Annotated in this window: 12 protein-coding genes; 7 read left to right on the forward strand and 5 right to left on the reverse strand. The window is 49.6% G+C overall.

Features of this window, described 5'->3' with window-relative positions:
* The first annotated feature begins 94 nt into the window (after positions 1-94).
* From Pan161_RS19440 to Pan161_RS19450, 3 genes are all read left to right on the forward strand, one after another.
* Positions 95-421: a hypothetical protein gene (locus Pan161_RS19440; RefSeq protein ID WP_145229974.1), complete on the forward strand. Its 327-nt coding sequence runs from the start codon at positions 95-97 to the stop codon at positions 419-421.
* Between the two features lie 140 nt (positions 422-561).
* Positions 562-894 (forward strand): hypothetical protein, encoded by a 333-nt coding sequence (locus tag Pan161_RS19445; protein WP_145229976.1) that lies wholly within the window; start codon positions 562-564, stop codon positions 892-894.
* 426 nt (positions 895-1,320) lie between these two features.
* Complete coding sequence (locus Pan161_RS19450; RefSeq protein ID WP_145229978.1) at positions 1,321-1,653, forward strand: hypothetical protein; 333 nt, start codon at positions 1,321-1,323, stop codon at positions 1,651-1,653.
* Between the two features lie 97 nt (positions 1,654-1,750).
* Here Pan161_RS19450 and Pan161_RS19455 read toward each other — a convergent pair whose 3' ends face one another.
* Both Pan161_RS19455 and Pan161_RS19460 read right to left on the reverse strand, forming a co-directional pair.
* Positions 1,751-3,082 carry a hypothetical protein gene (locus Pan161_RS19455; protein ID WP_145229980.1) on the reverse strand — a complete coding sequence of 444 codons (1,332 nt, stop codon included), beginning with the start codon at positions 3,080-3,082 and terminating at the stop codon, positions 1,751-1,753.
* A gap of 408 nt (positions 3,083-3,490) precedes the next feature.
* Entirely contained in the window at positions 3,491-4,111 is a 621-nt protein-coding gene (locus Pan161_RS19460; RefSeq protein ID WP_197995417.1) for a nucleotidyltransferase family protein, read from the reverse strand.
* A gap of 125 nt (positions 4,112-4,236) precedes the next feature.
* Between Pan161_RS19460 and surE the strand changes: the two genes are divergently transcribed.
* From surE to fhcD, 4 genes are all read left to right on the forward strand, one after another.
* Complete coding sequence (surE, locus tag Pan161_RS19465; protein WP_145229983.1) at positions 4,237-5,031, forward strand: 5'/3'-nucleotidase SurE; 795 nt, start codon at positions 4,237-4,239, stop codon at positions 5,029-5,031.
* 207 nt (positions 5,032-5,238) lie between these two features.
* A complete protein-coding gene (locus Pan161_RS19470) occupies positions 5,239-7,287 on the forward strand; it encodes a PAS domain S-box protein (protein ID WP_145229985.1) in 2,049 nt (682 codons plus the stop codon).
* A gap of 4 nt (positions 7,288-7,291) precedes the next feature.
* Positions 7,292-7,930 (forward strand): response regulator transcription factor, encoded by a 639-nt coding sequence (locus Pan161_RS19475; RefSeq protein WP_232103322.1) that lies wholly within the window; start codon positions 7,292-7,294, stop codon positions 7,928-7,930.
* A gap of 87 nt (positions 7,931-8,017) precedes the next feature.
* Entirely contained in the window at positions 8,018-8,944 is a 927-nt protein-coding gene (gene fhcD, locus Pan161_RS19480) for a formylmethanofuran--tetrahydromethanopterin N-formyltransferase (protein ID WP_197995418.1), read from the forward strand.
* Positions 8,945-8,960: 16 nt separating this feature from the next.
* Here the strand turns inward: fhcD and Pan161_RS19485 are convergent, their stop codons facing one another.
* From Pan161_RS19485 to Pan161_RS19495, 3 genes are all read right to left on the reverse strand, one after another.
* Entirely contained in the window at positions 8,961-11,837 is a 2,877-nt protein-coding gene (locus tag Pan161_RS19485) for a 2-oxoglutarate dehydrogenase E1 component (protein ID WP_197995419.1), read from the reverse strand.
* Positions 11,838-12,272: 435 nt separating this feature from the next.
* Positions 12,273-12,641 carry a DUF3467 domain-containing protein gene (locus Pan161_RS19490; RefSeq protein ID WP_145229989.1) on the reverse strand — a complete coding sequence of 123 codons (369 nt, stop codon included), beginning with the start codon at positions 12,639-12,641 and terminating at the stop codon, positions 12,273-12,275.
* Between the two features lie 377 nt (positions 12,642-13,018).
* Positions 13,019-23,239: an Ig-like domain-containing protein gene (locus Pan161_RS19495; RefSeq protein WP_145229991.1), complete on the reverse strand. Its 10,221-nt coding sequence runs from the start codon at positions 23,237-23,239 to the stop codon at positions 13,019-13,021.
* Positions 23,240-23,446: the final 207 nt, after the last annotated feature.

Here is a 23,446-nt window from a genome sequence, read left to right on the forward strand (position 1 = left end):
TTATCGGTATGTCGTGGGCTGTTTTCTATCTCGGAAAGCAAACCACAAACTCGTCTCTCAATTTAATTTTTTTAAGACCAAGGAACTCACTAAGATGTTAAATCAACTTTGGAACGATGAAGCAGGTTTCGTAATTTCAGCTGAATTAGTACTCGTTTTGACCATCGCCGTTCTGGCAATGATCGTTGGACTGAGCGAAGTTGCTGTAGCTGTCAACACTGAATTAAACGACATTTCAAACGCAATCGGAGCTCTGAACCAGAGCTATGCCTACACTGGTTTCCGTGCATCAGCAGATGGAAAAACCAAGAGCCACTATGCTGGTTCACGTTTCAATGATGCTGTCGATGACTGCGACCTGAACAACTCTTGCGACCTGGTTACAGGTACAACAGGTGTAACTGTTAACGAAGCTCCATAATTTTGATTTCGATCAAATTCTCGAAACTCTGTTCAGGAACTTCCTGAACAGAGTTTTTACTTCTAAGAAAATGAAACTCCTTCAAGTGGAGTTCCAGCAACTCTCAAAATAGACATTTAATAAAACAAGGGGATAAAATCATGTTGCGGGCATTATGGAAAGAGGAAAACGGCTTTATTATTTCTGCAGAACTGGTCCTGGTATTGACTATCGCTGTACTGGCCATGATCGTCGGCTTGAGCGAAGTCGCTGTGGCTGTAAATACCGAATTGAACGATGTCTCAAATGCCATCGGTTCACTGAATCAAAGTTATGCTTATACCGGTTTTAGAGCCAGTACTTTTTGTGATGGTAAATCAAAAAGCCACTACGCAGGTTCCAGGTTCAATGATTCTGTCGATGACTGCGACCTGAATAATACTTGTGAACTGGTCACAGGTACTCTCGGTCTGACAGGTGATGAACGGAACTAAGCCATAGTAGTAAAGATGAGCGACAATTTAACTCTCTCAGAGAACCGGCGGAAATCCCGCCGGTTCTTTTTTTCGATTACACGCTCTTACAGTTTGTTTAGCCCTGGTGTTCAGGCTGTTTAACACTTCAAAAAGCCACACGATTCTGCCTCCCCCGGATTCTCCGCTTACCAGACACGACCTAAGTCTTTTTCAGATTAAAACATAGCCTGATTCATGCATCTGTATTCATCAGCAGAATACATCTCTCTGGCATGCCGTCTGCTTTATCAGACTACTGTAAGCTGATCAACGTGCAATCACTCATCGATCAATCTACACAAGCAGAAATAATCTCTCACAATGTAAACTCTCTCTCACATTGCCATCGGTTGAATACGCATTCGACTGTCGGCACACTCTACGATTAAGTAAGGGGACTCTCTCATGTTGCGTATCGTTCAACGTTTGTACAATGATGAAGCTGGTTTCGTGATCTCTGCGGAATTAGTACTGGTTCTGACGATTGCTGTCCTGGCGATGATCGTCGGTTTAAGCGAAGTCGCCGTTGCCGTGAATACGGAATTAAACGACGTTTCCAATGCCATCGGCGCACTCAACCAGTCCTATTGCTTCACCGGTTTCCAGGCTGGTTCTCACGGAAAAATGAAAAGCTATGTGGCCGGCAGTCACTTTCAAGACTCTTACGATGACTGTGACTTGAACACCAGTTGTGACCTCGTCACCGGGACATCCAGTATCGGAACTGAAGGCTGGTAATCAAATCCCGTCTCACAATGCAACTATAAAAACAGAGGCAGGTTTCATTTGAAACCTGCCTCTGTTCATTTACATCACAAACGAATCCAGCGCCCTGTTAAGCAGATACTCTCGGCTTGACAGGAGTGAGTTCCGGATTTGCTTCCGGTTCTGGCTGCGGTTCCGGAACAACTGGTTTTGCTGTTTCCCGGCTTTGGGGAGCCAGATTACAGTTTCCAGTAGCACAGGCAGTCGTAGGACAGACTGTGGTAGGAACCATAGTGCAGACTTCGTAAGGGACCTTACGTGCAACACATTTAGTAACGTACCGTGTGCAGGTTACAGGAACCTGTTTGGGAACGCAGCGGGCAACACGGTGAGTGACAGTGAAAGGCACTTTCCGGGTGACACATTCAGCGACTTTACGGCTGCACTTCTCTGAAACCATTTTACAGGTTTGAACAGGAACTTTACGAACCTTTTCTTCACAAACCCAGTTACAGGTCTGATAAGGAACCTTTTGAGCGACTGTTTCCGTAACCCAGCGGCAAGTCCGGTAAGGAATTTTGGTCACAACCACTTCAGGTACCATTTTACAGACTTTAACAGGTACTTTGTTCACAATTACTTCGGGTACGTAACGGGTTACCTGTACCGGGCAGTTCTGTCGAACAACCTCAGGCACATATTGGGTGCAAGGCACCTGGCAGGCAACACGTTTCAGTCGCCAGACCTTTCGGCAGTGAGTTCGTCCGGGAACCTGAACCATGCTCATCACGGGACGACCACATGGATCGGTTGACCAGCAGGGACGGCATTTACCGGGCTTGGTAATCTGTTTTGTTTCCCAGACGCCCTGCATACGATGCACAGTGCGGTACGTTGTCACCGGTTTCATCACCGTATAACACCGTTCTTGGTTAACGGTTTCCGTGACTGGTCGCATGACAGTCCGACGGCATTCCTGTTCGATGGTTTCCACAACCGGTCGCATCACAGTGCGGCGACACTCGCGCTCATGGTTTTCCCAGACAGGACGTTGTACCTGATAGCTGCAATCACGGTACTTGGTTTCGACAACCGGTCGACGGACAGTGTAACGCTCTTCCCGCTCAGATGTTTCAAATATCGGTTTTTGAACCGTATATTCGACATCGCGGTAAACCGTTTCATTCACCATGCGATAACAGGTTTCCTGCTTGTCTTCGTAAACTGTCTCGTATTCGGTGCGATAAGCAGTGTACTGCTGAGGTTCTGCAACCTGATCATAAACAGTACGATAGCATGTTTTCCGCTCGACACGACAAGCGGTGTAACAGGCTGTAGGCTGACAGGCTGTTGTGGGACAGCAGTTATAACTGGCCGCTCCAAAATACCTGCAGGCTTGCGCCGAATCATTGACAGCCAGCATTGCCACGGCGGCACATGCTAAGGCCATAATCTTTTTCATTTTTCCCCCTCCAAAAAAGTTCGTCACATGATGAAAGTGTGCGTTTTCCGATTTTCCATCTCAGATATGACTGCCTGCATTATTGACATGACCTGAAAAAAGATGCAAATCAAAAGCAGACGTCCTGTGTGGAAAAATCAAAATCACAGCGGGTTGTTCTATTTAGCACTCAAGCATAGATCACATAGTTTCGGCAACTTGAGGAAAAAAGGGGGTTATCTCTTTTTAGTGAAGAGCTTGTTGTATGTGCCACTTTATAATCGTTATCACCTGCAAAGTTTCACAAATACAACATCTGTTCGAACTAACCTGTTATCAGAACTCAACATGAATCATAGAAACGACATCCGATCTGTCGCAGGTAACCGGGAATGAAAACATCTACATAACTACATGCACCAAATATTATCAATCCGTGCCGTATTTTTTTTGCAATGCATCAAAATCTTCAGGGGTATCCAGATCAAGCAGGATTTCCGGGACAGCACATTCCTGTAAAAAAGGCTGAATGTCCCGACTCGGCCAGAGAGCATTGATGCCCTGCGCTTCAGACAGCTTGAAAATCCTATCCGCCATCGACCAGCGAAAAAAAGTCGGATGCCCTTTCCGACCCTGGTATGTGGGAATCATCACATCAGCCGGACAACGCTCCCAGGCCTGACATAATTCGTCAATGACTGACTGCTCCAGCACGGGATGATCTGCGGGAACCAGCAACCATCCGTCTTCATCCGCTGGCTGATAATGTTCTTCAATCCAGCGCAATGCATACTGGACGCTGGCTTTCATATCAGGCGGGTCCGTTTCCCGCTGAACCACATCAACCTGCAGATCAGCCAGATGATCCTTCAAACGTATATCATCCTGGCGTGCGACAATGACGGTTTTTGTAATCCCTTCACTACTCAATCCCCTCACCAGACGCTGAATGACCGTTTCAGCTCCCAATGTCAGCAGCAGTTTATGTGTTCCCATACGTCGACTTCGGCCAGCAGCAGGAACAATAGCAAACAGCCGGCGCGTTGTCATTAAATCACTCATTCCGATAAGATACTGTCAGGCCGGTTTTCTGAATTCAGGTACCGGCGGAGTACTGCCATATTATAAGGTGTCATTCAGAACTTGTCTGGACCATTCAGAGTTAAGGAATAATCGTGCAAATTTTGCTGACTAATGATGATGGAATACACGCCCCCGGCATTCGCAGCCTGCAGAAAACATTAACTCAACTCGGAGATGTGGAAGTGGTTGCCCCCCTCGCTGAACAAAGCGGGGTGGGATTAAGTATTACCTATTTACATCCTTTGATGATACATCAGGAATTCGAAAGTGAAAAGCACTGGGGCTGGGCGGTCGCCGGCAGTCCGGCAGACTGCGTTAAACTGGGAATTCTGGAGTTCTGTCCGAAACGCCCCGACCTGATTGTCAGTGGCATCAATTCCGGTTCGAATGTAGGGATCAATGTGCTCTATTCCGGTACAGTCGCCGGAGCCATCGAAGGGGCCTTCGCCGGGATTCCCTCGATCGCCATCTCGGCTGCCAGCAGTTTTGCCAACGACACCAAACCCGATTATGACCGCTGCGCCGCTCAGAGTATTCACATCATCAGAAAACTGTTACAGGAAAAATCCCCCTCCGACGGACTCTGGAATATCAATTTTCCTGAAATACGACCGGATTGGCCCCGGGGAGTTAAATGGACATCGCTGGGTGTCAAACGGCATTTCGATGTCATGGAAAAACGAATTGATCCCCGGGGGAGGCCTTATTACTGGAGTGGCCTTGACCCAGTTCACAACCATCAGTTGGAACCAGGCACAGACATCCATGAACTGGCGGAAGGTTTTGTCACGGTCACACCGTTAAAATTTGACTTAACCGATCACGAACATCTGCAGGCATCATCGAAGGCGCAGTCCGGTGGGGAGATCGATCTGAACCTTGATTGACCTCTGATACCGGGAATCGATGAATCCCGCTTTGCAAAGTTTGACATTTCCCGGTAATGCGGGATAATCAGGAAGTAAACAATTCGCATGCGGCAGAAGCCTGCTGTTACCACTCGATCTCAGGCCGGCCCCTTGACAGGGGCTGCATTCATACCGCCCGTATTATAAAACAGTGATCTGTCTCTAGTTGTGTTAAGGAGGTGCGCAGTGAATCACAATCAGTCACCGGAACACAACAGACTCTCATCCCGGATCATATCGGAAACATTTCCGGAACTGCAGACCGGAGATTTTCTGCAGAACATCATCGACTCAGATCAGCAACTGCTCCAGAAAATTCTTTCCATCACTCCACTGATCATCTGGGCCGTCGATCGCCATGGGATCGTCACACTCTCGGAAGGAGGTGGCCTGAACCGCCTGGGATTTCTTCCGGGAGAATGGGTGGGTAAATCTGTTTTCAAAGAGTACGCTGATGATCCCGAACTGATTGATATTTTCAATCGAACTCTCCAAGGCGAAGAACTGCAACGGATCCGGGCAGCCGGTGAGCTTGTCTTTGATGTCGATTACAATCCGTTGTTTGATGAACAGGGTCATGTCGACGGATTTCTTTCAGTCGCCATTGATATCACTGAAAAAGTCACTTCGCAGGAAGAGCTCCGCCGTTCCGAAGAACGCTTCAGTAAGATTTTTCAGGTCAATCCGATCGCCATGTGCATTACGGAGATCGATACCGGAATCTTCATCGAGGTCAATGAAAACTTTCTCACCGCGCTGCAATGCAGCCGGGAATTCATCCTGGGTAAAAGCGCCTTTGACATTGGTTTCTGGCCCAGCAAAGAAACCCGCCGGGAGATGATTGAAAAAGTTCAGAAAGAAGGGACCGCGCGCGAACTCTATTTTGACTTCATCATTCCGAATGGCTCCCGCTTATGCACCATGCTCTCCGCGGTCCAGATCTATTTTCGAGGAGAGACATTTCTTCTCTCCTGTGTAAAAGACATCACCAGAGAACAGTCAGCTCTGGATGAACTCGAAAAATTAAATGAAAACCTCGAAGCCAGAGTCGCCTCCCGCACTGCCGAACTGGAACACGCCCATGCAATTCTGAACGAAGAATATACCAAACGAAACCGGCTGTTTAATGCGCTGCAACAGACAGAAGCCAAATGGCGTTCACTCGTAACCAATGCACCCGATACGATCCTGACACTGGATCATGTAGGCAACATTCTCTTTATCAATCATCAAATTGAAGCAGTCAACATGGATGACATCATCGGCTCATCCATTTTCAGTTACATGAATCAGTCAGACCTCAATAAAGCCCGTGATATTCTTCAGGAAGTCTTTCAGTCAGGAAAGACACAGGTGATGGAAACGGAAGGTCTCAACACAGAAGGCAAAAAAACACTCTACTCCTGCCGCATCGGTGCCATGGTGACCGAAGGCAGCATTATCGCCGCGATGGTCATTGCAACTGATATTACTCAACAGAAACAGGCAGAACAGGAACTGGTGAGGCGTCGTGCGGAACTCGCGCATCTTTCCAGGCTCTCTACAATGGGGGAACTGGCTGCCGAACTCTCGCATGAATTAAACCAGCCACTGGCAGCCATCAATAATTACACGAATGGCTGTATTCGCCGCATCCAGTCCGGAACCACGACTCTGGATAACCTGATTGAACCTCTCGAAGAAATCTCACGTCAGGCACAACGCGCCAGTGAAACGATTAAGCGTCTCAGGAGGCATGTTCAAAAGGGTGAAGTCGAACAGAAATATCTGGATATCAACGCCATCATACAAAATTCCATCGCGCTCCTGGAACACGAGCTCCAGCGAAATTTTGTCGCATTGCACCTGGAGTTAAGCCCGGGGCCTCTTCGGATCATTGGAGATGCGATCCAGATTGAACAGGTATTGGTCAATCTGTTGCTCAATGCCTTTGAAGCAATGTCAGAGCATCCCCCGGAAGAACGCAAAGTCGTGATTCAATCTGATCAGGATCAGACGGGAAATCTGATGATATGCGTGACAGACAGTGGAATCGGTTTGAAAAAAGGTCAGGAAAATTCTATCTTCGAAACATTCTACACAACAAAACAGAAGGGACTGGGCGTCGGTTTGTCAATCAGCCAGACGATTATCGAAGCCCACGGAGGGAAACTGACCCCACGTAGAAACAAACGAGGGGCCAGTTTTGTGATCACTCTTCCATTAGCTCATGGAGATCGAAACAGTGGTGTCTGAAAACATGACAATCCAGCAGGAAGCAACCGTCTTCGTTGTTGATGACGACCCCGCCATCAGAAAATCACTTCGCTGGCTGATTGAATCGGTCGGCCTGAAAGTGCAGACTCACGAACTTGCCAGCGAATTTCTGGAGAGTTATTCCCCCGATATTCCCGGCTGCCTGGTCCTGGATGTCAGAATCCCTGGCATGAGTGGTCTGGAATTACAGGAAAAACTGCGGGAACAGGGCTACGATATCCCTGTGATTATTGTCTCTGGTTACGGGGACGTCCCCATGGCTGTACGCGCCATGAAAGCAGGAGCTATCGACTTTCTCGAAAAGCCCGTCAGCGATCAGGTTCTGCTGGACTATATTCAGAAAGGCATTGAAACGGACATCAAGAACAAACAGAACCGGATACAGAATCAGGATCTGATGGAACGCAAAGAATTACTTACCCGCCGTGAACGGGAAGTTATGGAGTATGTAGTCGCCGGTTTTTCCAGTCGCGAAATTGCCGAAAAGCTGAATGTCAGCTTTAAAACGGTGGAAGCACACCGCGCTAAAATCATGAAAAAAATGCAGGCCAAAAGCGTGCCCAAACTGATTCAGATGGATCTGCAGATCAAAGTTGTTCCCGAGTATCTCCGTGACCACTGAGACTTTGATTTTGCCCCTGATTCCGCAATAATCAAACCAGTTATCAATCACTTTATCATTGCTCCTTGAGATTCTCCGGAAAGCACTTTGAACAATCATACCGAACTGGCATTAAACGGCGTTCCTGTTTGCGATACATTTGCTGAAGCATTTACCACCGTCGGCACGCGAATCATTGTGACTGCCTTGACGGAATCCTGGGTCAGAATCGCAGCGGCAGAAATCACCGGGTATGCAACCAGCGTGATTGCCTGCGATGCTGAAGCCGGTGTAGAAAAATATCTCTCCTCTGCAGAAAGCCCCGATGGTCGACCGGGGGTCAGTCTGATGTTCTTTGCCTTCGGCCAGTCCGCTCTGGAAAAAGCCGTCACCAACCGCGTGGGACAATGTATCCTCACCTGCCCCACCACTGCCTGTTACTCCGGCTATTCATCAAAAGATCCGGAAAAGAACATTGCCTTGGGAAGCCAACTGCGATTTTTTGGAGACGGCTTCCAGGTCTCGAAGAAATGGGGAGACCGCAGACTCTGGCGTGTGCCCGTCATGGATGGTGAGTTTGTCTGCGAAGATCAGACCGGCACATTCAAGGGCGTCGCCGGCGGTAATCTGTTAATCTGTGCCACCGATCAGAAAAGCGGACTTCTCGCGACAGAAGCGGCAGTCGCAGCCATGCGGCAGGTCGACCTCACAATTCTTCCCTTCCCTGGAGGCATCGTCCGCAGTGGCAGTAAAGTCGGCTCCCGCTATTCGAAACTCAAGGCCAGTACTAACGATGCCTATTGCCCGACTTTACAGGCACAGACAACATCGGAACTGCCGGAAGGGACAGGCTGCGTCTATGAAATTGTCATCGACGGTGCTGCGTTTGAACCAGTACAACAGGCAATGCAGGTCGGACTGCATACTGTCTGTCAACAACCGGGTGTCCTCCAGATTACCGCCGGAAACTATGGCGGCAAACTGGGGAAACATCACTTTCATCTCAAAGACCTGATCGACGCCGCTCCGGCCTGAGCGACCATAGACAGAGTTATTCTTCTTCCCGGAAGCTTTCGGAAATCAGCATTTCCTGTTCAAACTGGTGACTGCGTCCCGAACCGGTCGCCGGACTGGCACTTGCCGGACGATACACGCCTTTCAACGGATGGCGACCAAACAGATTGCCTTTGAAACGACAATACATGAACCGCCAGGCACCCATGTTTTCAGGCTCTTCCTGGACCCAGTACACGGGAGTTCCTTCCGGATAAGAGGCCAGCGCCTGTTCCAGTTCTTCTTTGGGAACCGGATAGAGCTGTTCCATTCGGATGATGGCCACATCGTCCCGCTCAGTCTGTTTACGGTGCTCACTTAAATCGTAGTAGATCTTACCGGTACACAGCAGAATGCGTTTGACCTTCGCTGGTTCCAGATCTGTGGTATCGCCGATCACTTTGATAAAGGATCCTGAACTCATCGATTTGAAGCTGGAGACCGCGTCACGATGCCTTAACAGACTCTTGGGAGTCATCACAATCAATGGCTTCCGCCATTTGCGGATCATCTGACGCCGCAGCAGGTGGAAAAACTGATCCGGCGTGGTAGGCATCGCAATCTGGATATTACTTTCCGCCGCCAGCTGCAGAAAACGCTCGAAGCGGGCACTGGAGTGTTCCGGTCCCTGCCCTTCAAAACCGTGTGGTAACAGCATCACCATGCCACTGTAACGCTGCCATTTATCTTCCGCACTCACGATAAACTGATCGATAATTACCTGTGCGGCATTACAGAAATCACCAAACTGTGCTTCCCAGATAATCAGCCCATCAGGACAGTCCAGACTGTAACCATAATCAAAGCCGAGAACGCCTGCTTCAGAGAGCGGGCTGTTCACAAACTCGACCGGCCCCTGTCCTCCGACCAGATGTTTCAACGGCGTATATTTTTTACCATTTTTGACATCATGCAGCACGGCATGCCGATGACTGAATGTGCCGCGCTGTGCGTCCTGACCACTGACTCGGATCCGGTATCCTTCGGTCAGCAGAGAGGCAAACGCCAGCGCCTCAGCCGTTCCCCAGTCAATCTTTCGCTCACCCTCTGCCATCTCCTTGCGGATATTCAGCAGTCGCTGGATCTTCTTGTGCGGCGTAAAATGCTCGGGAACCTCGGTCTGCTTCAGCAGCATGTTGATCAGATCTTTCTCGGGAACTCCGGTATCAATCTGATCTGCCGGTAACTCGCGACCGCCCCGGTAACCGGCCCAGATCCCTGCGGGCAGTTCTACGGTATGCGGATAATTCTTGGCCCGGGCTGCCGACAGTTCGGCTTCCAGATGCGAGATACTTTCATCCTGCAGCCGGTCTCCATCCTCTTTCGTCACAGACTTCCGTTCCAGCATACGCTGCAGGAAGCTGTCCCGTACCGAAGGACGCTTATTGATAATGTCATACATCAGAGGCTGTGTGAATGCTGGCTCATCCCCTTCGTTATGCCCCCGTCGACGATAGCAATACATGTCGATCACAACATCACGGTGGAATTCTTTGCGGAAATCCATCGCCAGTCGGACAACCTGGGCCACCGCTTCCGGATCTTCCCCATTCACATGAAAAATGGGGATCTGCAACATCTTTGCCACGTCTGTTGCGTAGGTGGAAGAGCGACTCTGTGCCGGATCAGTTGTGAAACCAATCTGGTTGTTTACGACCACATGAATGGTACCACCAGTACGATAGCCTCTGAGCTCACTCAGGTTCAGACTCTCCTGAACAACACCTTCCCCCGCAAAAGCAGCATCACCGTGAATCAGCAGGACCATCCCTTTGGTACGATCAATATTGGCCCAGCGATCCTGCTTGGCGCGCATGCGGCCCATCGCCACCGGGTTCACAAATTCCAGATGGCTCGGGTTGAAACAGAGCGTCAGATGCACGTTGTGACCCGACTCGGTCATCCAGTCTGAACTGTAACCCAGGTGATATTTCACATCACCTCGACCGACGCTCATCTCGGGGACAGAGTCTTCGTATTCACGGAATATTTCGCGTGGTTTTTTCCCCATGATGTTAGTCAGAACATTCAGGCGACCCCGGTGCGCCATACCGAAAACGATTTCATCGACACCCTGCTCACCCGCTTTTTCAATCGCCAGGTCCAGCAGAGGAATCAGGCTCTCGGCTCCTTCCAGTGAGAAGCTTTTCAGTCCTACATATTTTTTCTGGATGAACTCTTCAAACACAACCGAATCGGTCAACCGTCGCAGAATCCGTAATGACTCGGGACGTTCGAACTTCAGAAAATTCGCGGTACTTTCCATCCGGTTTTGCAGCCACTTCCGCACACGCAGACTGTCGATGTGCATAAACTGCGCACCGATCGATCGACAGTAGGTATTCCGCAACCACTGGATCATCTCCCGCAAAGTTCGCTGCTTGGGACCACCAAATGTTGATGTCGAAAAGACGCGATCGTAATCCCGTTCTGAGAAATCGTAGAATTCGGGCATCAGTTCCGGAGGCGTCGCCCGCTTTTTTCCCAGCGGGTCCAGCGAAGCCAGAATGTGTCCCCGCACCCGGTAATTACGAATCAGCTGGTCCAGACGCTCCTGGCGATCAGCAATTTTCATCGTCTGCCGGTCCAGCCCCTCTGTCTTCTGTCTGCCAGGAGGGTTGAACATGGTATGACGTTTGAAGGAAGGCCCGAAATTCGGTTTGCGGCTCCGGGTCGACTTCTGGGAGAACTTCGAGAAATACTCCCGCCATTCCTGGGAGACGGAGCTGGGCGACTCCAGATAGTTCGTGTACAGCGACTCCACGAAAGTTAACGATTCCGAGCTTAAATCGTTGAGCATTGCTTCAGGCAGCTGATTGTCGGAGTGCCCATTGCCTTCAGAGTAATACGAAGCAGAATCTGGTTTATCAAGCATTATGCCCTCTCCGGGCTTAGTTATGAATCCGGACAGGGGCAGACACAGTGTCAACTCGACACGCAGGGAGAATGCTCTGTCGCGAATACAGATTTAAAACATGTTTCTTCTACATTACAGTAATAGATCAGAGATTTAAAGCTCTCTACTCTAGCAGACTTGCGCTGTCCTAAAGAAAGTTACCAAAGTCGTTTTCACTTTCCTACTCAACCGCTGCCATACTTTTATCCAAATTTTCAGGAAAAACCGGAATATCGGGAATCTGACATCCAGGAACTTCTTACACGCTGTGATTCCCCTCCCCAAGCGACATAATAAAAAAACCGGCTGCGATGTGAGAACACATCGGGCCGGCGGGTAGGCTTAATCTTACGTGATTGTAACTTTCAATCGCTTCCCGTTGCAACAGGAAACAACACAATCACTCTATTCAGATTAGGTCTGCTGACGAACAACTCGTTTACGGATATCTGTTTCCAGAACACCAAATGCCTGCTCATGACGCTGTAAAGCCATTGAGAGTGCACTCAACAAACGCTTGGCGGTGTAATGGTTCAGAATGATCCGCTGACCAACACTGATCTCAGTGTTGGCTGGATCCAGTGGCTGAGGATTCAGACCCAGGTCCAGAATCAGTTCTTCTGGTGTACTGGATACACGGCAGAAGTTGGCGTAGCTGGCAGCCACATTGTCGTCATTCACTTTGACCTGCTGTTGTTGCTGAGCGGGAGCTGCAGCTGCAGCCTGTTCTGCAGCGGGTTCTGTTGTCTCGTCAGCTGGTTTGTCATCTTTCTTAGCACTCACGCTTTTTTTCTCCTCAATGTGATACAAATTCTTAAGAAGTAACTGGTTCCAGAAATATGGGACCTGAACTGATTTGAAATGAACTTCACCATGAAACTCCGGCAGTTCACCCCGAAAATACTTGATTGATTTGTACTGACTGTACTCAAGACACCTGAAACATACCACCGCAGTGTTCAGCATTCAAGAACAGAAAGCACAGACTTTAAAACTCTTCGAATACAGAGTGTAGACGTTTATGAAAATGACTGTATGTTGACAAAACGCAACTCGACAACCCATCTCCCCTACAGCTTCCAGAACATGGCGTTTTAAGAAAAAAGGCCCTGACGGCAGCTTTCGCACGCTCACCAGGGCCGGAATTTCACACAGATTATTTAAAGTATGGGACCTGCCCAGTCTGAGAAGACATCATCGAAATCAGCATCGATTTCATTGCTGAGTCCTGCCAGATCCAGGTCACCAGTTTCCAGATCAACCAGATCCGAAACATCGATCTTTCCGCTATCAACAATCGAAAGACCGTTCAACCGCAGATCATTGATCAACTCATCGCTCAAACCTTCCAGAACTGTCAGATCCAGTTCGCTTTGATCCAGTCCCTGGCTCTGCAGCAGGTTGTTAAAGATCTGCTGCAATCCAGGCTGAACCGGCACATCGCCTGTCAGCTGACTGCTGGTCACATCGAATACGACGGGAGACAATTCTTCCAGCGGCGCGATAACAGTCACCAGCGAATTCTCATTCTCGGTAACCTGCGTTACAGGTGGTTCAGCCACCAGCGGCAGATTCGCCATCAGAGGAGCATTGACACCGACTAGAATCTCATAGCTGCCCGAAGCGGCTGCTTCGTGAGCTGACTGCAGAATCAAGGCATCCAGAATCGAAGGCAGTTTACGAACTCCCGGATCCAGTGTGGCATTCATGACATCGCCGGCATGCACCGTATCATCCAGGTGCAGACCATCGTCGGTCAACGTCGCTTCAAAACCACTGCCCACAAAGGTCAGTGTTCCGCCTACGCCCGTTTGAATAAAGCTTTCGAACGGAGCATAAGTATCGGTGAATCCGAGTACGTGGCCGATTTCGTGTAACAGAACCGTCAGCAGGTCATAGTGACCGGCGGCTGCGGAACTCGCATCAGCCGTATAAGCCACGCCCCCTTCCAGATCCGTTTCACTGAAAGCGGAAGAATCCAGATCCGAATACCAGCCCAGACCGGCCGCATCATCGTCCAGTGTCACAATCCCGGAAACGGGACGACCTTCTGAATCGACGCTGGTAATCTGACCTTCACCCAGTTGAGTCCCACCCAGGTTGGTGATCACCAGCTGAATATCCAAAGGTTCTTCCAGGCCTAACGCATCCTGCCAGATACTCAACGCTTCATCCATTACCTGATCGATCGAAGACTCACCTGTGACATCGGTCGTCTTACCGTACCAGCGTTGCAGGAAGTTCGACGGATAAAGGACTTCCTGATCTCCCCCCTTGTGCACGCCGTAATTCGATGCAAAGTAATTAAGATCCCGATAATCAACTCTTCCACTCTTATCGGCATCCAACGCCCAGACATAAGGCGAATCGGCATCCAGCACGTTCTGACCATAGATGGAAGCCAGGATAATCAGATCGCGGTAGTTGATCTTATCATCATCGTTCACATCGTAGGCAATCGCCCACAGATCCGTTTCGGGAGCATCACCGACAATTAACGTGGTCCCGGTATCATGTGCCAGATTAACACTGACATTGCTCAGGGACAGACCCAAAGCATGCGGGCCAATGAATTTGTCTTCAAAGTCAATGGAGACATCATCCTGTACCAGTGACTCAAACTTGACCCGCGCCAGCAGTGTTTTATCACCACTGCCTGACCGTTCATAGGCACCCGATCCACTCAGACCAGTCACCACTCCCGTGGCATCGTCAATCACAGCCTGCCCTGAGGCATTAAAGGCACTGCCAAATTCAATCGCTGTCGCGGTAAAGAAATTCGTGTTGTAATTCAGGTCAACCGTCGCGTCAGTAATCCCCTTCGCATCTGCGGTCTCGACATAGACTTCCACCCAGAATGAACTCCACTCATCAATCCAGGTATCACTGTCCGGCAGACCCTCAGTCTGGCCAAAGACATTCAACTCTGTCTGTTCGCGAACCACAATCAGATCAACGCTGGTCCCTTCTTCCAGAGTGGTATCAGCCGCAATCGACTGTGTTCCGTGCAAAGGATTAACACCGGCACCGTCCAGAACGGAAATTGTCAGGTCATAAGAACCAACTTCAGAGGGAAATACACCCGGGCTAGTGGTCTCAGTCTCTTCAGGGTCGTAAACATCATTTGCATAAGAACTCAAGCCAATATAGTAAAAGCCCGCACCTTCCGCTGTGTAGGTGAGATAAGAATCGTAGAAAATAGTCTCGTCAAATATATATTCATCCGGTGCAGCATTAAGATCGGAAGTTACCAGTTGATTACCATCTGCATCAAAGAGACGCAGAGTGCTGTCCAGGTAAGTTCTGTACTGGCTGGCATCCACATCCACTCTGACTGTATCACCATCTTCCAGATAAACCTTAAACATATCCACATCATTCAAAGGATCAATCAAACTCAAATTGTTCCCGATGATCCCCTGGTAAACCTTGGTCTCAGGAGTCCCCGAATTTAATTCAGTGTCTACCGCTGTGAGAAGAGTATCACCAGCCTCATCCGTATTGACCAGATCGACATTCAAGAGGGCGGTCACTGAACCAACCAGATCCAGAACCACATCATAGCCATCTGCGGTTGTAAACTGCAGACGACGGCTGATCGGAATCAGCAGTTCAAAACCATCGGTCGCATTCCCCGTCAGCCTCGCATGACTCCAGTCTGGTACTCCACCAGGGAAACCGGTTACCGGATCGATGAACGACAGTGTCTCTCCGGATGTTTCTTCCGACTCAATAGTATAATCATCAAAGCTATCTTCATTTACAGACACCAGCGATTCAAGTAATCCATGATCCAGGACCCAGTCTTCGCTGATATCAAAGTAACCCTGTCCGTCGAGCGCCTGCTGGCTGGAGAAAACCTTCGCTATCGCATCACGAATCGCCAGACTTATTTCACCATCAAAAGGTCCTATTACACCAAGAATATCCTGATCTCCCACCAATCCAAAGTCGGCCAGGTCAAACGCATCGTAGCTCTCTGTACCATCTCGGTCAGGTCGGGCCAGACCGGAAGGATTCACTTCAACGAAGGAATCTACGATCCGGATCGATCCCGGTTCAGCCAGATTGTCCATCACCACATTCAGGCGACCACTTAAACTGGTAGCATTCAAAGTGCCAGACTGTGGTAACAAGTTGATTTCCTGACCATCGACTGTGATAGTACCAGAAACAGTCAGATTGCTCTGATCAGTCTGAATAAAGAATTCGGAAGGCGGGACATGCGATACGGAAACACTGCTGATCGAAATCTGACTCAAATCTATATTCGCTGGCCGCTGAACAAAGTCTGGGTCGGAGCCAGTTGATAAGAAATCAGCGGTATCTATATCAAAAACGACAGGGTCACCCGCAGCAGTCAGTTCACTGGCAACTAACGTGATATAACCAAGTCGGCCATATCCATTGGAAGCCACACCGGAATTGAATGTGGTGGCATTGATATCTTCAATCAGACCATTTTCAAGGTCTGTATCATCATCGTTGATACTCACTAAATATCCAAACGCCGAATCATCCACAGTGAAATGGGCAGTTACAGAGCCTGTTGCATCAGCATTGCTCCAGATCATATCCAAAATCGTCGATGTGATACCTGCTCTCGTTGTCGACTGACCTGCCAGCACCTGAGCCAGTTGATCACTCATCCAGATTTCGACGACGTACGTATCACCCTGCAGGATGGTTGTCACACTTGTCGGAAGACTGTTAACATCATTGACTTCAGGTGCCACCTCGATATTGCGCCCCGCGAGCTTCACCGTTTTGTTCGCTCCATCCGTTTTATTAACAAGCTGTACCGCAATTGTCCCGGCATACAGTTTGTCAATAATTGTACTGGTCAGTCCTTCTCCTAAGGTCCAGGTTCCCGTCAACAGATTATTATCCAGATCAATAGTCAGGTCATTATCGGATAAACTGTCACTAAAGATCGTAAATAATTCGGCATTACCGTTCGCGGTATCAATAAACTTGAGTGACACCAGATCATCTGTGGTATCGCCGTCAGTCACGGTACCATCAATATCCAGATCACCATTATACAGTGAAATGGTATAAGCCAGATCCTGTAGTCCATTGATCAGTTGGAAACGTCCCCCCCCCACAAAATTTGAAGCAACATCACCAATATCACTCTCGGCACGGAAAGAGGTAAACTCTCTTCCTTCAGTCGCCTCGTTCCGAGCGATCAGTTGAATATCAATGGTCGACTGAGGAACGGGAGTCAGCGTAAACGTACTGATCACATCATCGGAAAGTGTATCATCAGAATGGGCGGTAACCGTGATCACCACAGGCAGACGTACCTGTTCTGAACTGTAGTCCGTAAATGTGATATTCAGATCACTGCCTGAGAGATCAATATTCGCCCAGAAATCGACAGGCAGATCTACATCGCCGGCCAGTTTGGCCTCCACCAAATAGGTTACCGTATCACCAGGATCCGGATCAGTGAAATACAGATCCAGATCATAGGATATTGGTGTCAGACCATCGCTGGATATATCTTCCAGTTCAAGTTCTGTCTTTGTCAGTTCTTCATTACTGCCGCTAATCGTAATATTCACAGTCGCAGTATCCGTCACGGTACCATCGCTGACAGTGTATTCAAAGGAATCCGGCTCTGTATCAGGCGGTATCAGATCCGAATGAATCCCATTCGGATCATAGGTTAAAGTTCCATCTGCCTCGAGTGTAACGATCGCACCCGAAGCCAAAGTAACAAAATCCCCATTGACGTTAGGTATGGGCTGACCATCGATCAGAGTCACCGTCAAAGTATCATTGACATCAACGTCAACATCATTGTCCAGAACATCAATATTGACCGTACCGTTTTTAGATACGTTCGCAGAATCGTCGTTCGCCTCAACCGGATCATTTACTGCATCCACGTCAATCGTCATCGTGCTGGAAGCAGTCGCATCGAGAACACCGTCATTCACCAGGAAGTTGAAGCTGTCGTAACCAGCACCGTTCTCATCCGCCACGGGGACGAATTTGAGATTACCGGCTTCGATATCGGCCCGACTGATTCCCTGGTCTGCCATCACATCGACACCATTCAACTGCAGCGCACCCACCGTTTCCAGCGAGGTAATCACCACAGTCGCCAGTCCAGCACCTTCGACATCGCTGTAATTGAAATCTTCCAGGGAGAAGGTGAACGTGGTGTCTTCGTTCGTCGTCACCGTGTTATTTGTGGAGGTCGGAGCATCGTTCACGGCATCCACGTTAATCGTCATGGTACTTGAAGCGGTCGCAGCGACAGCGGCGTCAGACACCAGGAAGTTGAAGCTGTCGTAAGGCGTGCCACTGGCATCTGCCACCGGAACGAATTTGAGATTACCTGCTTCAATATCGGCCCGACTGATTTCCTGGTCTGCTATCACATCGACATCATTCAACTGCAGCGCACCCACTGTTTCCAGTGAGGTAATCACCACAGTCGTCAGCTCATCACCAGCATCGACATCACTGAAGTTGAAGTCATCCAGAGTGAACGTGTAGGTAACATCTTCGTTCGTCGTCACCGTATTATTTGTGGAGGTCGGAGCATCGTTCACGGCATCCACGTTAATCGTCATGGTACTTGAAGCGGTCGCAGCGACAGCGGCGTCAGACACCAGGAAGTTGAAGCTGTCGTAAGGCGTGCCACTGGCATCTGCCACCGGAACGAATTTGAGATTACCTGCTTCAATATCGGCCCGACTGATTTCCTGGTCTGCTATCACATCGACATCATTCAACTGCAGCGCACCCACTGTTTCCAGTGAGGTAATCACCACAGTCGTCAGTTCATCACCAGCATCGACATCACTGAAGTTGAAGTCATCCAGAGTGAACGTGTAGGTAACATCTTCGTCCGTCGTCACCGTGTTATTTGTGGAGGTCGGAGCATCGTTCACGGCATCCACGTTAATCGTCATGGTACTTGAAGCGGTCGCAGCGACAGCGGCGTCAGACACCAGGAAGTTGAAGCTGTCGTAAGGCGTGCCACTGGCATCTGCCACCGGAACGAATTTGAGATTACCTGCTTCAATATCGGCCCGACTGATTTCCTGGTCTGCTATCACATCGACATCATTCAACTGCAGCGCACCCACTGTTTCCAGTGAGGTAATCACCACAGTCGTCAGCTCATCACCAGCATCCACATCGCTGAAGTTGAAATCTTCCAGGCTGAAGGTGAACGTGGTGTCTTCGTTCGTTGTCACCGTGTTGTTCGTCGAAGTCGGAGCATCGTTCACGCCCGTGATCGTCACGGTTACGGTCCCCACGGACTGTCCGCCGCGGCCGTCTTCCAGGGTATATCTAAATGTATCAGTGGTGGTGACACCATCTGCCAGGAAGTCAAACTGCCCCGCCAGATTATAGTTAATGGTCCCGTCCCCGTTCAGGGTCAGGCTGACCCCCTTATCCGAGGTCGAGTTAGGCAGATTGGCGACGAACAGGTCCTCGAAGTCACCATCAGGATCATTATCAGCCCCGCTTCCATTCTCAACGAGTACATTGAAACTGGTAATCGGCGTATTTTCATCTGTGGAAGTGGCATCGGGTTCAGCGATCGGTAACTGGTTCGCCGAGATGACAATCGTCACAGTCGCGGTGTCAGTTCCGCCGTTACCATCGTCGATTGTATAGATAAAGGTTTCTGTCAAGGACTGGGTTCCCATCAGCCCTATTAATTCCGCACTCTGAGTGGGATCGTAGGTGAAATCACCATTCGCAGACAAGGTAAGCACACCACCATGCTGCAAAGTAACTTCACCAGGCTGAATCGTAGTCACCGGTTCTGTTTCAATTCCTGAGACACCTGGATCCAATTCGTATTCAATTTGTGTTGCATTAAAGGAATCGCCGATATCCGGATCTGTATCAGCTCCGTTTCCGTTATTCAGAAAGACATTTCCAGAAAATGCATTTTCATTATTGAAGTCAAAGGCATCATTCTGAGCTGCCGGAGGATCATTCACAGCCGTCACGTCAATCGTCATCGTATTGGCAGCAACCGCGTCATCCGTACCGTCATTCACCTTAAACTCGAAGCTCGCATAACCCGTCCCGCTCTCATTCTCAGCCGGATCGAACGTCAGCAGACCGCCGCTGATATCATCAACGTCGATCAAATCATTCACGCTCACAGCCGAACCATTCAACTTAAGCGTACCGGCACCAGGCAGGGAGGTAATCACCACAGTCACCAGATCACTGCCTTCCACATCACTGATCGCGAAGTCAGTCACCAGGAACACGTACGGTGTGTCTTCAGCTGTCGCCACCGTTTTATCACTCGAAGTCGGAGCGTCATTCACAGCTGTCACGTCAATCGTCATCGTATTGGCAGCAACCGCGTCGTCCGCACCGTCATTCACCTTAAACTCGAAGCTCGCGTAACCTGCACCGTTCTCATTCTCAGCCGGATCGAAAGTCAGCAGACCGCCGCCGATATCATCAACGTCGATCACATCGTTCACACTCACCGCCGAACCACTCAACTTAAGCGTACCGGCACCAGGCAGGGAGGTAATCCGCACGCCAGCCAGATCACTGCCTTCCACATCACTGATCGCGAAGTCAGTCACAAGGAACACGTACGGTGTGTCTTCGTCTGTCGCCACCGTTTTATCACTGGAAGTCGGAGCGTCATTCACGGCGTCCACGTTGATCGTCATGGTGCTAGAGGCAGTCGCATCGACAGTGCCGTCATTCACCAGGAATTCGAAGCTGTCGTAAGGCGTACCACTGGCATCTGAGACGGGGACGAATTTCAGATTACCTGCTTCGATATCGGCCCGACTGATCACCTGGTCTGCCGTCACATCGACACCATTCAACTGCAACGCACCCACTGTTTCCAGTGAGATAATCTGCACTGTCGCCAGTTCATCACCACCATCGACATCACTGAAGTTGAAGTCATCCAGAGTGAACGTGTAGGTAATATCTTCGTCCGTTGTCACCGTGCTATTCGTCGAAGTCGGAGCATCGTTTACGGCCGTCACGTCAACCGTCATCGTGCTCGAAGCGGTCGCATCAACAGAGCCGTCATTCACCAGGAAGTCGAAGCTCGCGTAACCAGCACCGTTCTCATCCGCCACGGGGACGAATTTGAGATTACCGGCTTCGATGTCGGCTTTCGTTATCTCCTGGTCCAGTATCACGTCAGCACCATTCAGCTGCAGGGAACCCGCCGTTTCCAGAGAGGTAATCTGCACTGTCGCCAGTTCATCGCCACTATCGACATCACTGAAGTTAAAATCATCAAGAGTGAAGGTGAACGTGATGTCTTCGTTCGTCGTCACCGTGTTATTCGTCGAGGTCGGGGCATCATTCACGGCCGTCACGTCAACTGTCATCGTGCTCGAAGCGGTCGCATCAACAGCGCCGTCATTTACCAGGAAGTCGAAGCTTGCGTAGCCAGCACCGTTCGCATCCGCCACGGGGACGAATTTGAGCTTACCGGCTTCGATATCGGCTTTCGTAATCACCTGGTTCAAAATGACGTCCGCACCATTGAGCTGCAGGGAACCCGCCGTTTCCAGCGAGGTAATCTGCACACTCGCCAGTTCATCACCAGCATCCACATCACTGAAGTTGAAGTCATCCAGAGTGAAGGTGAACGTGATGTCTTCGTCCGTGGTCACCGTGTTATTCGTGGAGGTCGGAGCATCATTTACGGCATTCACGTTGATCGTCATCGTGCTCGAAGCGGTCGCATCAATAGCACCGTCATTCACCAGGAAGTTGAAGCTGTCGTAAGGTGTGCCATTCGCATCCGCCACCGGGACGAACTTGAGATTACCGGCTTCGATGTCGGCTCTCGTAATCACCTGGTCCAGTATCACGTCATTACCACTCAATTGCAGGGAACCCGCCGTTTCCAGCGAGGTAATCTGCACTGTCGCCAGAGCATCACCTTCGACATCGCTGTAATTGAAGTCATCCAGCGTGAAGGTGAACGTGGTGTCTTCGTCCGTCGTCACCGTATTATTCGTGGATGTCGGGGCATCATTCAATGCGTTGACCTTCACATTGAATGTAGAAGGCACGTAATTTCCGGCTAAATCAATGGCCTGAATGACAATATCTGTGGAACCGTTTGCATTCAGCACAGAATTCAGAATCAGATTTCCCGTAGAGAAATCCACTTCGACGATCGCTTCGGTCATACTGACCACCTGATAGCTGAGCGGAGTTCCTCCATTCTGGTTGAAGTAGTTGCTCAGCGGTCCCAGGTCGATATCTTGAGCCGAGGGAGGATCAATGGAAAAATCTTCGTGTGTCACCTGATCAGAAATATCAGACGCTTTCGTCGGCGCAATTGTATCCAGTTCAAAATTGACATTAAAGACACCAGCGGGACTCACATTGCCGTGTTCGTCAACTGTCCTGAAACGCAGCGTATGTGTGCCCCCTTCCAGAGAACCGCCACCATTCAGGTTCGTTTCCAGCCAGGTCCGGTCCAGCGTGAAGGAACCCCCGCTGGCACCACCGGAAAGTTGCCCGAAGATATTCTTATAGCTGCCACCATCGAGGGAGACTTTGAATTGTGTAATCAGGCTTTCGTCAGTGACCGTGCCCACAATTGTCAGTTCGTTGGTGATACCGTCCGAATTGGAAACTCCAGAGTCAACCTGCAGTCCTGCAGCCACATCCGGTGCGTCCTGATCGCCAATCAGTTCCATCTGAATGGGCGGGATATTCCGGTTGGAGTTCATCATCTGCAGGTCATTGTTATCCACGTCCCCATCCATGTCACCATCCAACTCCCGGGAGTAGAAGTTGGTGCCAGGATTGAGGCCCATCTGCTGGATATAGAACTGAGCAGTAAAACTGTTGAAGCCGAATAGATTCTGATAGGTTGCCGCCAGAGCATGCTGATATTCCGTATCAGTCACAGATCCACTGCCATCAGTGTCACCGGGCAAGAACACATCAACGATAAACCCGCCCGTGGCAGCAGTCTGTCCGCGGACCATAAGAGAGTATTCGCCCGGAGCCAGTGTGGCCAATGTCAGCGAATTCGTTGTGCCGGCATGGTCATTTTCTGCCAGATTCAATGGAATCACGGCATCTGTACTGGTATTAATAATTTGAATCGCAGCAGGATTGAAGGCGGACCCCGCAGTCGCATGCACTTCAAAACCGAGTGTCGGTGAGCTGCCTGGTCCGATATTCAGAATTAATTCTGTAGAAACATTCGGCTGATTCACAGAACTTTCCAGAGAGGCCAGAATATTGCTGGCAAGCAATGTTCGATCTTCAAGCCGCTCTACATGGCTTGCATAACCAATGGGACGCGAGATCCGAAATGGTAAACGACGAGTTGCTTTGCGAAAAGTTTTACGGCCAAACAATCTTTTCAGGCTCTTCATAGTATTTTTTTACCCGTAACAGTTTTGGTAGAGGTCAGCTAACAACTGGAATGATCAGTTAAGGTATGCACTGTCGAAATAGACACTCAATTTGACGATTGCACGCATTAAACCTAACAGTCAACTGCTCGTTCATTAAAAGGAATACTTTTTTTGAGTACGAGAAATTGGCTCAAGATCGCAGATATTAATGCACTTAATGGAATA

Origin of the sequence: Gimesia algae, from assembly GCF_007746795.1 — a bacterium.
In the GTDB taxonomy this organism is placed as follows: Bacteria; Planctomycetota; Planctomycetia; order Planctomycetales; family Planctomycetaceae; genus Gimesia; species Gimesia algae.

Coding starts and splice junctions, on each gene's coding strand:
- Pan161_RS19440 (WP_145229974.1), top strand. CDS start 95: ATGTTAAATCAACTTTGGAACGATGAAGCAGGTTTCGTAATTTCAGCT.
- Pan161_RS19445 (WP_145229976.1), top strand. CDS start 562: ATGTTGCGGGCATTATGGAAAGAGGAAAACGGCTTTATTATTTCTGCA.
- Pan161_RS19450 (WP_145229978.1), top strand. CDS start 1,321: ATGTTGCGTATCGTTCAACGTTTGTACAATGATGAAGCTGGTTTCGTG.
- Pan161_RS19455 (WP_145229980.1), bottom strand. CDS start 3,082: ATGAAAAAGATTATGGCCTTAGCATGTGCCGCCGTGGCAATGCTGGCT.
- Pan161_RS19460 (WP_197995417.1), bottom strand. CDS start 4,111: ATGACAACGCGCCGGCTGTTTGCTATTGTTCCTGCTGCTGGCCGAAGT.
- Pan161_RS19475 (WP_232103322.1), top strand. CDS start 7,292: ATGACAATCCAGCAGGAAGCAACCGTCTTCGTTGTTGATGACGACCCC.
- Pan161_RS19485 (WP_197995419.1), bottom strand. CDS start 11,837: ATGCTTGATAAACCAGATTCTGCTTCGTATTACTCTGAAGGCAATGGG.
- Pan161_RS19495 (WP_145229991.1), bottom strand. CDS start 23,239: ATGAAGAGCCTGAAAAGATTGTTTGGCCGTAAAACTTTTCGCAAAGCA.